Below are 15,265 nucleotides of genomic sequence, written 5' to 3'. Positions count from 1 at the left end.
GCCCGGTCAACGCAGGTTTGCCGGCGCATCGCGCCGGACGCCCTGCCAGCGCGCTCCGGCCCGCCCGCGCGGGGCTTGGCAGCGCCCTGTCGCCCAAAGCGGGAAGCGGCGCCGAGGCGCCGCTTCAAACAACCGGATCCAGGAAGACGACCTCAGCCGCCCCGACGCATCATGTCGAAGAACTCCACGTTGGTCTTGGTGGCCTTCATGGACTTCAGCACCATCTCCATCGCCTCGATCTCGTCCATGTTGTACATGAACTGGCGCAGGATGCGGGTCTTCTGAAGGATTTCCGGGGCGAGCAGCAGTTCCTCGCGGCGGGTGCCGGAGCGATTGAGCTGGATCGAGGGGAACACGCGCTTTTCGTACAGGCGGCGGTCCAGGTGCAATTCGCTGTTGCCGGTGCCCTTGAACTCCTCGAAGATCACTTCGTCCATGCGCGAGCCGGTGTCGATCAGCGCCGTGGCGATGATGGTCAGCGAGCCGCCTTCCTCCACGTTTCTGGCCGCGCCCAGGAAGCGCTTGGGACGCTGCAGCGCGTTGGCGTCGACGCCGCCGGTCAGCACCTTGCCGGAAGAGGGCACGACGTTGTTGTAGGCGCGGGCCAGGCGGGTGATCGAGTCCAGCAGGATCACCACGTCCTTCTTCAGTTCGACCAGGCGCTTGGCGCGCTCGATCACCATTTCGGCGACGTGCACGTGACGGGCGGCCGGCTCGTCGAAGGTGGACGCGATCACTTCGGCCTTCACCGAGCGCTGCATGTCCGTCACTTCCTCGGGGCGCTCGTCCACCAGCAGCACCATCATGTAGCTGTCGGGGTAGTTGGCCGCGATGGCGTGGGCCATGTGCTGCATCATCACCGTCTTGCCGCTCTTGGGCGGCGCCACGATCAGGGCGCGCTGGCCCTTGCCGATGGGGGCGATGATGTCGATCACGCGGCCGGTGATGTTCTCTTCGCTCTTGAGGTTGTCGCGTTCGAGGCGCATCTGCTCCCGGGGGAACAGCGGCGTCAGGTTCTCGAACATGATCTTGTGCTTGTTGTCCTCCGGCAGGCCGCCGTTGACCTTGTCCAGCTTGGTCAGCGCGAAGTAGCGCTCGCCGTCCTTCGGCGTGCGGACTTCGCCTTCGATCATGTCGCCGGTGTGCAGGTTGAACCGGCGCACCTGCGAGGGCGAGATGTAGATGTCGTCCGTGCTGGCGGTGTAGCTCGTGTCCGGGCTGCGCAGGAAGCCGAAGCCGTCCGGCAGGATCTCCAGGACGCCATCCGCGAACACCTGTTCGCCGGCGCGCGCGCGCTTCTTGATGATGGCGAACATCAGCTCCTGCTTGCGCATCCGGCCGGTGTTCTCGATCTCGAGCTCTTCGGCCTGCTTGAGGACTTCGGAGACGTGCAGCGCCTTGAGTTCGTTCAGGTGCATGGAGGATCCCTTTGGGGAATTGTTCTTGAAGGTCTTAGGGGGGAGGTTCCTTGCGGGGCGAGAACTGCCCTGCGAACCGGATCGGACTGTCCACCTGCCACCGGCGGATCAGCGATGAAGGGATTATGCAGCAAAAATTGGAATCGGGGCCACGGTGCCCCGCGCCCAGAAAACCGGACGGGGCCCGAAGGCCCCGTCCGCTGTCGAACCACAGGCGCCGGAGCGCCCGGTGGCCGTGTCTACGCCAGCTGCTGGTCGATGAAGGCGGTGAGCTGCGCCTTGCTCATGGCGCCCACCTTGGTCGCGGCCAGCTGGCCGTCCTTGAACAGCATGAGCGTCGGGATGCCGCGGATGCCGAACTTGGCGGGAATGTCACGGTTCTCGTCGACGTTCATCTTGGCGATCTGCAGCTTGTCCTTGTACGACTCGGACACTTCGTCGAGGATCGGCGCGATCATCTTGCAGGGACCACACCACTCGGCCCAGTAGTCCACCAGGACGGGCTTGCCCGCCTTCAGGACGTCGGACTCGAAGGAGGCGTCGGAGATGTGCTTGATCAGGTCGCTGGCCATGGGTTCCTCTTCTCGAAGAGCGGGGCCCATCCCCGCTACAGCTACAGTCAGGGCATTGTGACAGAAACCAAGACCCCTCGTCGGGAGCGGGCCGGCGGGAGATTGCTATGGATGCGATAGCAGGATTGCATCCATCCATGCGGAACTGGCGGGACCTCGTGCAGAGACTGCGGGACGAGATCGGCCACCGCGGCGCCCATCCCGCGCGCACCGTCGTGCTGTTGCCCTACGCGCAGCTGATGCCGGTGGCGCGACGGTTCTGGGTCGAAGAGGTCCCGACCGGCTTCTCGCCGCGCTTCGAAACCACGATGAACTGGGCGCGCCAGCGTCCCTGGGAACCGGGCGAACTGGACCTTTCGTTCGACATCGGGCGCGACCTGCTCGCCGCCCGCGGCTGGCTGGAGCAGGGCGGACTGCGCGCCCAATCCGACGCGCTGGCGGGCCTGCTGGTCGATGCGGCCTGGCAAGCGGCGGAGGCGGCGCGCGCGGTGCCACCGCAGCTGCGCTCCGCATGGGCCGCGCGGTTGCGGCCCATGCTGCTGCAAGGGATGGAGGCGCCCGCACTCGCCACCGAGGCGGCGGTGGCCCGCATCGCCTTCGAGTGGGTCGCCGCCTCTTCCTACGCGACCGACGCCTTGCTCGACGCCACGTTCGCGGGCGACGTGGACCTGCTCGTCGTGCTGCAGGGCTTCCAGGAGGAGGCCATTCCGCGCGCGATTGCCGCGCAGTTCGGCGACCGTGCGCTCACCTGGCCGCTGCCGGCGGAGGCGCCCCGCGGCGAGATCGCCCTGCATGCAGCGGCAGACGCCACCGAAGAGGCGGAACGCGCCGCCGCCTGCGTGCTGCAGCGGCTGGAGCGCCCGCAAGTCCCGGTGGCCCTGGCAGCCACCGACCGCGTGCTCACCCGGCGCATCGGCGCGCTGCTGTTCACCCGTGGGGTCCGCGTGCGTGACGAGACCGGCTGGAAGCTTTCCACCACGCGGACCGCGGCGCATGCCATGGGTGCACTGCGCGCCTGCGCCTGGGATGCGAACAGCGACGCGGTGCTGGACTGGCTGAAGAACGTGCCGGTGCTGCCATCGGGTCTGGTCCAGGGCCTGGAGCGGCGCGTGCGTCGCAGCGGCCAGCGCGAATGGCGGACGCTGCGGCGCAGCGACTGGGGTGACTCCGAGTCCCTGCAGCAGGCGGCAGCCCGCATCGAAGGCTGGCGCGAATCGCTGCAGACGACGCGCACGCTGCTCGAATGGTTCGACGCCCTGCGCGAACTGCTGCGCCAGACCGGCCAGTGGGAGCCGCTGCGCGCGGACGCCGCCGGCATGAAGGCCATAGCCGCGCTGCGCCTGGAAGAAGGCGCGGCAGCCGAGTGGGCGGGTTGGGCGCAGGCGCAACGGCGGATGGGCCTGCGCGATTTCACTTCCTGGGCCGACGACGTACTGGAAAGCGTCAGCTTCGTGCCGCCCCACGCTGGTGACGAACAGGTCGTGGTGTTGCCTCTCAGCCAGCTGTTGGGCCATCCTTTCGCGGCGCTGGTCCTTCCCGGGTGCGACGAGCGCAGCCTGCCCGCTGCGCCGGAGCCGCCCGCCGGCTGGTCGCAGGCGCAGCGCCGCCTTCTTGGGCTGCCTGCGCGGGAAGAACTGCAGGCAGCGCAGCGGGCCGCCTGGGAGTACGCGCTGCAGGCGCCTCACGTGGACGTGCTCTGGCGCGCGAGCGACGACACCGGCGAGCGCAGCGTGGCCAGTCCCCTGGTCCAGGCGCTGGTGGTCCAGGGGGCCGGCACGGCGGCGGACGACCCGCGCGAGGCCCGCCCCGAGCGGGCGCAGGACGTGCCGCGCCCGGCGCCGCAAGGCGCGCCCCTCGTGCCGCAGCAGGTCTCTGCCAGCAGCTATGAGGATCTGCGCCGCTGCCCCTACCGCTTCTTCGCGCTGCGCATGCTGGGCCTTCGCGAAGCGGACGAGATCGAGGCGGAGGTGGACAAGCGTGACTTCGGCACCTGGCTGCACGGCGTGCTCAAGAGCTTCCATGACGCCCTGCGAGAGCAAGGCAATCTTTCGCGGCCGCAGCGCGTGCGCCTGCTGGACGCCATCGCGGGCGCCGGCATTGCCGACCAGCGTCTCGGCGAGGGGGAGTTCCTGCCGTTTGCGGCCACCTGGCCCGCGGTGCGCGAAGGCTACCTGGACTGGCTGGCGAAGCACGAAACGACGGGCGCGGTGTTCGAAGCGGGAGAGAGCGACCACCAGGTGCAGCTGGACACGCTGACCCTGCAGGGTCGCATCGACCGCATCGATGCGCTTTCCGACGGCACTGCGCTGGTCATGGACTACAAGACGGAGAGCGCGCAGGCGACCCGCTCCCGGATGGCTGCGCCGCTGGAAGACACGCAGCTCGCGTTCTACGCCGCCTTGCTGCCGGGTCGCGAGGTTCAGGCGGAATACCTGAACGTCGGCGAACGCGGCGAGATCGTCGAGGTTCCCCACAAGGCGCTCGCCCAGGCCACGCACCTGCTGCGCGAGGCGATCCCCTCCGAGTTGCGCCGCATCGCGCAGGGAACGACGTTGCCGGCGCTGGGCGAGGGGCGGGTGTGCGAATTCTGTGCGGCACGGGGTCTGTGCCGGCGCGATTCCTGGAGTGCCTGAAGAGATGGGAATGCCCCCGGAGCCGGCCTACGAACACAACGGGCGCGTCGTGGCGCGCGAGCAGTTCTATGCGATCGCCTGCGATCCGCGTCGCCATGTCGCCGTGGAAGCCTGCGCCGGCGCGGGCAAGACATGGATGCTGGTGTCGCGGATCCTGCGGGCCCTCCTGGCCGGGGCGCAACCGCACGAGATCCTGGCGATCACGTTCACGCGCAAGGCCGCGGCCGAGATGCGCCAGCGGCTGCAGGACTGGCTGGCGCTGTGGAGCACGGCACCGGATGCGGAGCTGGCGGAAGCGCTGCGCGCGCGTGGCCTGCCGCAGGCCGACGCGGCGACCCGCGCCGCGCTGCGCGGTCTTTACGCGGGCCTGCTGGAATCCGGCCGGCCGGTGCAGATCCGCACCTTCCACAGCTGGTTTGCCGCGCTGTTGCGCGGCGCCCCGGTCGCGGTGCTGCAGGACCTGGGCCTGCCCACGCGCTTCGAGCTGCTGGAGGACGACAAGGAGGCGGTTGGCCGCGTCTGGCGACGCTTCCACGCGGCAGTGGAGCGCGACCCGCCCGCCCGGGCGGACTACGAAGCCTGCGTCGCTGCCTACGGTCGCTTCAACACCCTGAAGGCGCTGGAGTCGGCGCTGGCCAAGCGCGTGGAGTTCGCCATGGCCGACGCCGTCGGCGTGGTGGACGATTCGGTGCGCTACTTCGCGCAGGTGTTCCCGCGATTCGCCGGCCTGGCCCGTCCCGAGGAATCGCTCGCGGGCGACATCGCGCGTCGCCGTTGGCTGGGCCGCGCGCAGGCCCTCGGACCGGAGAAGAACAAGTCGCCGCAGGTCGCTGCCGATGCGATCGTGCGCGCCTTCGACGAGGAAGACGATCCGGTGCGCCGCTTCGCCGCCCTGCGCAAGGCGCTCTTCGTGGCCAAGGAGGACCGTCTTGGCGCGAACCTTGCCAAGTACCCCGCCGCGCAGGAGGCGGAGCAGGAGCTGCAGCAGCTGTGCGCGGCCAGCCTGCAGCACGAGGCTTGGCTGCACCACCAGCGCATCGCGCGCCTGGCCCGCCAGCTGCTGGCCGTCTACGCTGCGCTCAAGCGCGAGCAGGGCTGGGTCGACATGAGCGATGTCGAGCGCACCGCGCACGTACTTCTGTCCGACGAGGTGCTGGCCGGCTGGGTGCAGGAGCGGCTGGACCTGCGCGTGCGGCACCTCCTGATCGACGAGTTCCAGGACACCAATGCGCTGCAGTGGCAGGCGCTGCACGCCTGGCTCGCGAGCTATGCGGGAGCGGGCGGCGACGGTCCCAGCGTGTTCATCGTGGGCGATCCCAAGCAGAGCATCTACCGCTTCCGCCGCGCCGAACCGCAGGTGTTCCAGGCGGCGCAGGACTTCATCGGCCGCGAGCTGCGGGGCGACCGCCTGAGTTGCGACCATACGCACCGCAATGCCCCGGCGGTGCTGGACGCGGTCAATGCCGTCATGCAGGCGGCGCAGGGCGAAGGGCTCTACACGAATTTTCGCGCGCACACGACGCAATCCACCGCGGCCGGTGCGGTGCTGGCGCTGCCGCCGATCCCGCGCGGGGAACGCGAGGCGGCGAAGGCGCAGGAGCTGGCCTGGCGGGACAGCCTGACCGTGCCGCGCGAGCTTCCCGAGGAGCGGCTGGTGACCCTGGAATGCCGGCAGGCTGCCGCATGGATCGCCGGTCAGCTGCGCAGGGGGGTGCGTGCCGGCGACGTGATGGTGCTGGCCCGCCGGCGCGAACGGCTGGCCGCGATGGAAGACGAGCTGCGCGCGCTGCACATCCCGGCCCAGCAGCCGGAAAAGACCGACCTCTGCGAGGCGCCGGAAATCCAGGACCTGGCGGCGCTGCTGGACGTCCTGGTGTCGCCGGGACACGACCTGTCGCTCGCGCGCGCCTTGCGTTCTCCACTGTTCGATTGCACTGACGAGGCGCTGGTGGCGATCGCGCTGAAAGTGCGGACCGCCGCGGCCGAGGGCTTGCCCCGCTCGTGGTACGAGGTGCTGCAGCACGAGGAGGCGCTGCCGCAGCCGCTGCCGGGGATCGCCGGTCGCCTGCGCAAGTGGCAGCGCTGGGTGCTGTCCCTGCCGCCGCACGACGCGCTGCAGGCGATCTACGACGACGGCGACGTGCTGGCCCGCTTCGCACGCCGGGCGCCCGCTCCCTTGCGCAACGCCGTGCTGGCGAACCTCCAGGCCTTGCTGGGCGCCGCGCTGCAAGTGGCCGGCGGCCGCTACCTCACGCCCTATGCGTTCGTGCGCGCGCTCAAGGCCGGAGGCATCCGCGGCCCCGCGGTCGCTGCGGAGGACGTCGTGCGCCTGCTGACCGTGCACGGCGCCAAGGGACTGGAGGCCGGCGTCGTGCTGCTGCTCGACACCGACAGTGCGCCGTCACGCCCCGAGAGCATGGGCGCGCTGTGCGAGTGGCCGGGCGAAGCACCGGCACCCTGGCGCTTTGCCTTCCTCGCCAGCGAAACCCGGCCGCCGACCTGCAGCGTCGATGCCCTCGCCGTGGAGCAGGCCGCGCGCGCGCGGGAAGAGCTGAACGCGCTCTACGTGGCGATGACCCGCGCCGAGCACCAGCTGGTGATCTCGTCGGTGGTACCGGCCGGCGGCAACGGCGCCAGCTGGTGGCAGCGGCTCCTTGCTTGCGCCACGCCGCTGGAGGCGCCGGCGGCTGCGGAGCCGTTGGACGGCGGGGCCGGTCGTGATGGCATCTTCACCCTGCATGTGGTGCCCGGTGCGCAGGAGGCCGTGAGTCTCGAATGGCTGCGCCCCGCGGTGCCGGAAGGCAGCGCAGCGTCGCGAATCGGCGAAGCCATGCACCGGTTGCTGGAGACCTGGCAGGTGCACGGCGGGACAGGCGCCGCGCAACTGCGCGAGGTGCAGCGCCTGTTCGCGCTGGATACGCCCTCCGCGCAGCAGGCGGCGGCCATGGCGCGGCGGGTCGTGGAAGGCGAGGGCGCCTGGGCTTGGGATGCCACGCTGGTGGATTGGCAGGCCAACGAGGTCGATCTCCACCACGACGGCGAGTTGCTGCGGCTGGATCGCCTGGTCCGCCGGCGCGACACGGGCGAATGGTGGGTCCTGGATTACAAGTCGGCGGCGGCACCGGAGCGCCAGCCGGAGCTGGTCGAGCAGATGCGGCGCTATTGCGAAGCGGTGGCTGCGGCGAATGAGGGCGCGCCGGTGCGTGCGGCTTTCCTCACGGCCCAGGGCCGGCTGGTGATGGCCTGAGGCGCGCTGCCCTAGAAAGCGCTGCGGTAATAGACCATCGGGCGCCCGTCCTTGCGCTTGATGGTGATCCGCGCTCCGCCTTCCAGTTGCATCCCGAGGAAGCCGCGATCCAGGGTCAATCCGCTGGAGCGCACCGGTGACAGGTCCAGTTCCACGCGCGCGCCGTAGGTCGGCTGGCGCATCTGTGCCAGCGTGGACACGTCGTCGAGGTTGTTCATGCGGCGCCACGCCGTGATGTCGACCTGCTGGCTCCGTAGCGGATGGCTCAGGCGAAGGCCCACATCCAGGCTGGTCGGTTGGGACTGCAGTCCGGAGGTCGTTGGCGCCGCCCCGCCGCCGCTGATGCCGAACATCGGCGACATTCCGCGTCCGTCGGCGGGCGAAAGGGAAACATCCACCCGCGGTGCCTGGAATCCGCTGTCTGGTGCGTCGATGCGTGGCACTGCGCTGGTGCGGATCTGGACGCGCAAGGGTTGCGCGTCGGCGCGAGCCTGGGCCGTCAGCACATCCGCAGGAGAAGGAGTCTGGGCCTGCGCGAGGGCCGACGCAGACACGGCACAAGCCGCCAGGACGAAAGTCCGGCAATGTCCAGGCAACTTGCTCCGACGAGCGCCGGCACCTGCGCCGGCAGCGGCCTTCCCCATGGCTACCTCCTCGTGATGCAAGCCAGTCTAGGCGCGACAGCAGCGAAAAGTTTGTGGGAAATCAAGTGGAGCGCCTGTCGGAGAAGTCCCTACCCCGGCGCCAGATCGGCCGCGGGCGCAAGCGAACGCGCGCCCCTATTCGCCGATGTGCTGCCAGCGCTCCTCGGGCAGCTTGCGCAGGGCCTCGTACACCTGCCTCAGGACGCCTTGGCTGGCGGCCCATTCGATGTGCTCGCGCAGGCGCGCCCGTTTTTGCAGCGATGAAACCTCCCGCCATTCCGCCTGGCCGGCGGGCACGGGGGACAGGTGCGGGCCGGTGTTCGGCAGGTAGGCATACAGTCGCTGCCAGATCGCCGGCAGTGGGCAGACGCGGTTGTTGCGGCGCGCCTCGACCAGCACGTCGTCGACGGTGATGGCATCGCGGATGGCGGCCGCTTGCACCGGCGCGCCGGTGATGAGGGCGGTGGGCCGCGTCTTCTCGAAGCCGCGCTCCTGTTGACCCTGCAGTGCCTGGAACATCGCCCAGGACGTGTCGGTATTCTTTTCGACGACATCGACCGCCTCGCGCAGGTCGACGGGCGCCTGCGTGCTCTTCGGCTTGTTCACGGATTCACCCCCAGCTCGATTTGTGAGCGGATGTATATGCTGGACGACGAGGGGGAACAGCGTAGGGATGACAGGTGCGGTCGGCCGCCTGAACGGCAGTGAACGGGCGAGGGCAAAAGAATGCAGAGGCGCGGCGAGCTTCCCTTGCGGCCTCGCGGATGGAGGACGGCCTGCGCCTGTTCGCCAGCGGCGGCGGGACCGCGCCTAAAGCAGCGCGCGCAGTTCGTCCAGCGTGGCGTTGCTGGTCGCGTCGACGATGCCGTCGCCGTTCGTATCGGCCTCGAGCCGGAAGATGTTGGTGGCGGTCACCGTCACGACGAGCGACGAGACGGTGGCATCGACCCGCAAGCCGCCGCCTGTGAAGTCCCGCACGTTCATCACGATAGGCGCCGCAGGCGTGTTCACCCGGTAGCTGGCCTCACCGCCGAGCCGGGGGTTGCTGGTGTCGACGGCGGCCTCGACGAGGATGCTGAGCGAACCGCCACTGAACGACGTCGACTGGCGATAGTTGCGCAGCGTGTAAGTCCTGCCGCCGGTTGCCGTGACGATGCCGTAGGTGAGTGCCGTGCCCGACAGGTCGACATGGGTCGAGTCTGCAGAGGCATACGTCATGTCGCCGTTGGCGGTGGTGGTCTTGCCGCTGGCGGCCATGGCGAAGGTGCTGGCCTGGATCGCGAGGACGAGGTTGGCCGGAACGACGCCCGGAGTCACGGCGTGCACGAAGGTGACGGAAAGGGCGCCCGACATCGTCGTTTCCACGCCGTCGACCAGTTCCTTGCAGGCCGAAGCAGTCAGTTGCACCGTGTCGCCAGTGGTGATGGGCAGGAAATTCTGTGGGTTCCGCGTGAGCGTCAGGGACCCGCCACCGCGGCACAGGCGCTCGTTCGTTGTCAGGATGGTGGTGGCGAAGAGCAGCACGTTGCTGGCGCGCGCCAGTGACAGGTTCGTCGCGCTGTCCAGGGCGTCGGCCGCAACCGCCGCCGCGTTCGCGCTGGTTATCGAAAACGGGCCCGGTGCCGATCCACCTGTGCCGCCGCTCGGACTGCCGCCGCCCCCGCATGCCGCGAGCAGCACGAAGGAGACGCAGCAAAGTGCAGTGCAGGTCCGCCGCGCGGCAGCACGCGGCGAGGAAGCGGCCGTGGTCATGAAGTCCTCCTGTCGATCGCTCTGGTCTGGCTCGACACTAGGACCAAGGGCGGGAGGAACGATTGCGGCACGTCAAACTGCGTGCGGTGAAGAACCGATGTTTCGGGGCGGCGCGACGTGTGCGGCTCGTGCAACGGCCCGGTCCCGGTTTGGCAATCCGATGCGAGTAACCAGCAGAGATTGCCATGTGCTTACCCAGCCATGGCAACGGCACGGTCTCGAGGGCCAAATTTGTTGAGCAATCTATCGCCGAGGGAAATCATGGGCCGCTCGACGAGGCGGTAGGTGATGGTAGAGAGCAGGACAGTTGTTGCGACCAAGAACGGGAAGAAGCCGCAGAAGAACGCAAATCCGTGAGGGGAGGATTTCAGGCCAAGCGGATCGATTACAGAGGCGGCCAGCGCCATCAGGCTACCGAGAATGGCGAAATGCCAGAGATAGGCGCTGAAGCTCACCATTCCCAAGTACCGAATCGGAGCATTGACCAGCCATTTTGCCGTCCCCTGTGCAAGGCAAAAAGCGAATACACCAAAGCACAGGCCATAGCACGTATAGGTGCTGACCATCACGCCGAATATCCGTAGTGGCTCGGGATACAGCGCCAGGCCCATCATTGCGACGAACGCTCCGATGAGCAGCAGCCTCAAGCTCCAAGCGGGCAAGATGCCTTTCACGTCGCGAAGAAGAAAGAAGACCAAGAAGCCGGCAGCGAATACCGGCAATTGGCTCGGCAGCCAGAGGTTCAGGAAGTTTGAGATCAAGTCATCCGAGATGCCCGGCCACAAGGCGAAACGCTCGACCCATAAAGCCTGGAGCGCTTTGTCTGCCAAGACGATTGCCAGGATCAATCCGATGGCCGCCGAAATCCATCCTCGAATGAAAAAAATCATCAGAGGAAATGCCAGGTAGAAGGTCATTTCGACCGCAATCGACCATCCGCCGTGAACCACGCTGTTGATGTATTCGGGGTGCCAGCCATTCATGAACAGGCTGCTCAATATGACGTGCTTGGCTTCAATTCCGTTCGGGGCAAAATACCGCGGGCCGAATCCGTCAAGCCACACAAAGAAGGCAGTCCCGATCCAGAACATCGGCGCAATACGAAACAACCGGCGGACATAGAACCGCCACGCTCCGTCGTTTCGCGACGTCCACGACATTGCCAAAGTGAGGGCGCTGGCAACGAAGAACAGTTGAACGCCCCTTGCGCCTTGATCAACGAGCGTTCGTGACGGCCCGGTCCATTCCACAGCGGCTTGAGATGCATGGACGGCCATGACCAGCAAGATTGCGTAGCCGCGTAATGCGTCGATGTATGCGTAGTGCGATGTTTTCATCTGACGGACTTGATGATTCAAGGCGGCTGTCATCCCACGCGGAACCCGGGGAGGGCGAGGTGAGCATTCCAATGGGAAGCGGCAAGCGGCCGACTGATGGTTCCCCCGTTGCCCCGCAGGCGAACGGGCCTTCCAGTCTTGCCCTGTCGCTTCTGCGCTGAAGCTCGCTGCAACTTGCCACAGCCAGGTGATGGCGCACGGGCACACAACTTCTCCAGAGCGAACAGGTTCTTGTCGCTACAGAGATCTGGGTATTAAGTTGACGAGCCTTACCCCCGGCACTGGCTCCACAGTTAGGGCTGCTTGGTTCCCCACCTGACCCGGTTGGCCGCTTCACCATGCGGGGAGGCCCGTCAGGGTGCATTGTAGGCGACCCGCAGGGCCGAGCTGCGTCGCGGGCCACTTAGAATCGCGCGGATGTCGTATCTCGTGCTCGCCCGGAAGTACCGGCCCCGTACCTTCAGCCAGATGGTGGGCCAGGAGCACGTGGTGCAGGCGCTGACGAACGCGCTGGAGCAGCAGCGGCTGCACCACGCCTACCTGTTCACCGGCACGCGGGGAGTGGGCAAGACCACCGTCTCGCGCATCCTCGCCAAGTCGCTGAACTGCCAGGGTGCGGACGGCCAGGGCGGGATCACCGCCGCGCCCTGCGGCGTTTGCCAGGCCTGCACGGACATCGACGCCGGCCGGTTTGTCGACTACACCGAGCTCGACGCCGCCTCCAATCGCGGGGTCGACGAGGTGCAGTCCCTGCTGGAACAGGCGGTGTACAAGCCGGTGCAGGGCCGCTTCAAGGTCTTCATGATCGACGAAGTGCACATGCTCACGGGCCACGCCTTCAACGCGATGCTGAAGACGCTGGAAGAGCCGCCGGAATACCTCAAGTTCGTGCTGGCCACCACCGATCCCCAGAAGGTGCCGGTGACGGTGCTCTCGCGCTGCCTGCAGTTCAACCTGCGGCCGATGGCGCCCGAGACGGTGCAGGAGCACCTCGCGCGCGTGCTGGAAGCCGAAGGCGTTCCGGCCGAGGCCCAGGCGCTGCGCCTGCTGGCCCGCTCGGCGCGCGGGTCCATGCGGGACGCGCTGTCCCTGACTGACCAGGCGATTGCGTTCGGCGCCGGCCAGCTGCAGGAAGCCTCCGTGCGCCTGATGCTGGGCAGCGTGGACCGCAGCCACGTGTTCCGGCTGGTCGAGGCGCTGGCCCAGAGTGACGGCAGGACGGTCGTCGAGACGTCGGAGGCGCTGCGCGTGCACGGACTCTCGGCCGCTGCCGCCCTGGAGGAAATGAGCATGGTGCTGCAGCGCATGGCCGTGCTGCAGGCGGTGCCCGACCCGGGCGTTGCCGCCGACGAGGAGGCAGCGACCATCGCGCGCCTTGCGGCGCTGATGCCGGCGGACGAGACGCAGCTCCTCTACAGCATCTGCCTCCATGGCCGCCAGGAACTGGGGCTCGCGCCCGACGAATACGCGGCGCTGACCATGGTCCTGCTGCGGCTGCTGGCCTTCAAGCCTTCCGCTCAAAAAAAAACTCTGAATGAAGCCGTCGCTGCCGCGCCGCGAGCGGCCGTGCCTGCGCAACCTCAGGGTCCGGCCTCGGCGGCCAGCGTGGCTGGTCCCGTGCCTCAGCAGCCTGCGGCTGTTGCCGTCCAGCCCGCGCCCGGAGTTCAGTCCAACGCGATCACGCCGGCGCAGCCACGTCCGGTGGCCCCGCCCGGCCACGTGCTGCCCGTGGTCGAGCCACGCCAGGCGCCGCCGCGCCCCGGCGCGCAGCCGCGCGGCGCCAGCGACGTCATGGGCGTACCGGTGCGGGTGCCGCCCGATCCGGTGCGCGAGGCAAGCTCCGCCGTTCCCACGGTGGTGGCCACTCCGGAGGGTGACTTCTGGCAGGCGACCGTCCAGCAGCTCGTCGAGCGCGAGGCGATCACCGCGCTCGTGCGCGAGCTGGCGCTGCAGGCGCAGCTGGTCGCCCGCGACGAGGGCCACTGGATGCTGCGGGTGGAGCGTGAATCGCTGAACCAGCCCGCGAGCCGGGAGCGCCTGCGCGGTGCCCTGCAGGCGGCCGGCCATGCCGTGGAGCTGTCGGTCGAGGTCGGCGCGATCACGGACAGCCCGGCGCGCCGCAATGCTGTCGCGGCCGCGCAGCGGCAGCAGGAAGCCGAACAGATCATCCTGAACGATCCGTTCGTCCAGCAGATGCAGCGGGACTTTGGGGCGAAAATCGTCCCCGGCAGCATCAAACCCATCGCAAAACACTAGAGAGACCACCATGTTCAACAAGGGACAGCTGGCCGGCCTGATGAAGCAGGCGCAGGCAATGCAGGACAACCTGAAGAAGGCACAGGAAGAGCTGGCCCTCATCGAGGTGAGCGGAGAATCCGGCGCCGGCCTCGTGAAGGTCGTGATGACCTGCAAGCACGACGTCAAGCGCGTCACCATCGACCCGAGCCTGCTCGCGGAAGACAAGGACATGCTCGAGGACCTCGTCGCCGCGGCGTTCAATGCCGCCGTGCGCAAGGCCGAGGAAACCTCGCAGGAGAAGATGGGCAAGCTGACCGCGGGCCTTCCCCCCGGCATGAAGCTGCCCTTCTAAGCGCTTGGCGGAACCTTCCCTTCAGGCGTTGATCGAGGCGCTCCGGCGCCTCCCTGGCGTGGGCGTGAAATCCGCCTCGCGCATGGCTTTCCACCTGCTGCAGCACGATCGCGAGGGCGCGCACCTGATCGCGCGCGCACTGGAACAGGCGGCCACGAACGTGCGCCACTGCAGCGAGTGCCACACCTTCACGCAGGACGAGGTCTGCGCCACCTGCCGCAGTCCGATGCGCGACCGCAGCAAGCTGTGCGTCGTCGAGACGCCGGCGGACCAGGCCGCGCTGGAGCGCACGCAGGCCTACAACGGCCTGTACTTCGTGCTGATGGGAAGACTCAGCCCGCTGGATGGCATCGGTCCCAAGGACATCGGACTGGAGAAGCTGTTCGGGCGCGCCACCAACGGCGAGGTCCAGGAGGTCATCCTCGCCACCAATTTCACGGCGGAAGGCGAGGCGACCGCGCACGTGATCGGCGAAGCATTGAAGCAAAGGGGCCTGAAGGTCACGCGCCTCGCGCGCGGCGTGCCGGCAGGCAGCGAACTCGAATATGTCGATTTGGGAACCATCGCGCACGCGCTGGTGGACAGGAGGACGAAATGAGCTTGAACTACGCCCGCTTCACGGTGGCGTACTGGTGCGTGCTGATCGCGGCGCTGCTGCCGTTTGCCTGCGCCTACCTCGCGAAGTACAAGGGCTTCGGCAAGTCGCGCAGCAAGGGCGGCTTCGACAACGTGGAACCGCGCGCCTGGCTCGCCGGCCAGCAGGGATTCAGCGCGCGCGCCAACGCCGCGCAGGCCAATACCTTCGAAGCGCTGCCGTTCTTCATCGGCGCGGTGATCATCGCCCACCAGCTCGGCGCACCCCAGGCGCGGGTGGACATCCTGGCGGTGCTCTTCGTCACGCTGCGCATCATCTACGTCGCCATGTACGTTGCCGGACTGGCGACGGCGCGCTCGGCGATCTGGGGGCTCGCCCTGCTGGCGAACATCGCGATCTTCCTGAGCGGCTGGCGCTGATGCATCGGCTGCCCCGGGGAAACCGCAGCAGCGAATTCCCTCACCCGCGGCAGTAGCC

12 protein-coding genes and 1 other RNA gene are annotated in these 15,265 nt (G+C 68.1%); 6 read left to right on the top strand and 7 right to left on the bottom strand.

From position 1 onward, the window contains the following. Positions 1-152: 152 nt before the first annotated feature. Both rho and trxA read right to left on the bottom strand, forming a co-directional pair. Positions 153-1,418, bottom strand: coding sequence for a transcription termination factor Rho (rho, locus tag AC1DSA_RS08565; RefSeq protein ID WP_477888026.1), 1,266 nt, complete (start codon positions 1,416-1,418; stop codon positions 153-155). Positions 1,419-1,657: 239 nt separating this feature from the next. Next, positions 1,658-1,990, bottom strand: coding sequence for a thioredoxin TrxA (gene trxA / locus AC1DSA_RS08560; RefSeq protein WP_477888024.1), 333 nt, complete (start codon positions 1,988-1,990; stop codon positions 1,658-1,660). 137 nt (positions 1,991-2,127) lie between these two features. On the opposite strand from trxA, the gene AC1DSA_RS08555 reads away from it, so the two are divergent. Together AC1DSA_RS08555 and AC1DSA_RS08550 are read left to right on the top strand one after the other, a co-directional pair. Further along, positions 2,128-4,623, top strand: coding sequence for a PD-(D/E)XK nuclease family protein (locus tag AC1DSA_RS08555; protein WP_477888022.1), 2,496 nt, complete (start codon positions 2,128-2,130; stop codon positions 4,621-4,623). Positions 4,624-4,633: 10 nt separating this feature from the next. After that, positions 4,634-7,870, top strand: coding sequence for a UvrD-helicase domain-containing protein (locus AC1DSA_RS08550; protein WP_477888020.1), 3,237 nt, complete (start codon positions 4,634-4,636; stop codon positions 7,868-7,870). Positions 7,871-7,881: 11 nt separating this feature from the next. On the opposite strand, the gene AC1DSA_RS08545 is transcribed toward AC1DSA_RS08550, so the two are convergent. From AC1DSA_RS08545 to ffs, 5 genes are all read right to left on the bottom strand, one after another. Then, positions 7,882-8,376: a hypothetical protein gene (locus tag AC1DSA_RS08545; protein ID WP_477888018.1), complete on the bottom strand. Its 495-nt coding sequence runs from the start codon at positions 8,374-8,376 to the stop codon at positions 7,882-7,884. A gap of 273 nt (positions 8,377-8,649) precedes the next feature. Next, on the bottom strand, positions 8,650-9,120 hold the full coding sequence (locus AC1DSA_RS08540) for a hypothetical protein (RefSeq protein ID WP_477888016.1): 471 nt from the start codon (positions 9,118-9,120) through the stop codon (positions 8,650-8,652). A gap of 204 nt (positions 9,121-9,324) precedes the next feature. Then, positions 9,325-10,266 carry a hypothetical protein gene (locus AC1DSA_RS08535; RefSeq protein WP_477888014.1) on the bottom strand — a complete coding sequence of 314 codons (942 nt, stop codon included), beginning with the start codon at positions 10,264-10,266 and terminating at the stop codon, positions 9,325-9,327. Positions 10,267-10,457: 191 nt separating this feature from the next. Continuing rightward, a complete protein-coding gene (locus tag AC1DSA_RS08530) occupies positions 10,458-11,603 on the bottom strand; it encodes an acyltransferase family protein (RefSeq protein ID WP_477888012.1) in 1,146 nt (381 codons plus the stop codon). Between the two features lie 258 nt (positions 11,604-11,861). Then, positions 11,862-11,958: signal recognition particle sRNA small type (gene ffs / locus AC1DSA_RS08525), an RNA gene on the bottom strand. Between the two features lie 62 nt (positions 11,959-12,020). Here ffs and dnaX point away from each other — a divergent pair. Genes dnaX through AC1DSA_RS08505 form a run of 4 tightly spaced genes read left to right on the top strand, consistent with a single transcriptional unit; the run spans position 12,021 to position 15,207 of the window. Continuing rightward, the gene (gene dnaX, locus AC1DSA_RS08520; protein ID WP_477888010.1) at positions 12,021-13,859 is read left to right on the top strand and encodes a DNA polymerase III subunit gamma/tau; all 1,839 of its coding nucleotides are present in this window, start codon (positions 12,021-12,023) and stop codon (positions 13,857-13,859) included. A gap of 10 nt (positions 13,860-13,869) precedes the next feature. After that, complete coding sequence (locus AC1DSA_RS08515; protein WP_477888008.1) at positions 13,870-14,193, top strand: YbaB/EbfC family nucleoid-associated protein; 324 nt, start codon at positions 13,870-13,872, stop codon at positions 14,191-14,193. 4 nt (positions 14,194-14,197) lie between these two features. Continuing rightward, positions 14,198-14,791 carry a recombination mediator RecR gene (gene recR, locus AC1DSA_RS08510; RefSeq protein ID WP_477888006.1) on the top strand — a complete coding sequence of 198 codons (594 nt, stop codon included), beginning with the start codon at positions 14,198-14,200 and terminating at the stop codon, positions 14,789-14,791. Then, positions 14,788-15,207, top strand: a complete 420-nt coding sequence (locus AC1DSA_RS08505) for an MAPEG family protein (RefSeq protein WP_477888004.1) — start codon at positions 14,788-14,790, stop codon at positions 15,205-15,207. The genes recR and AC1DSA_RS08505 overlap by 4 nt, the downstream gene beginning before the upstream one ends. Positions 15,208-15,265: the final 58 nt, after the last annotated feature.

This window comes from Ramlibacter sp. P4_H7, assembly GCF_056400765.1.
The sequence above is the reverse complement of the archived record's forward strand: the minus strand, read 5'-3'. Positions and strand labels throughout refer to the sequence as shown.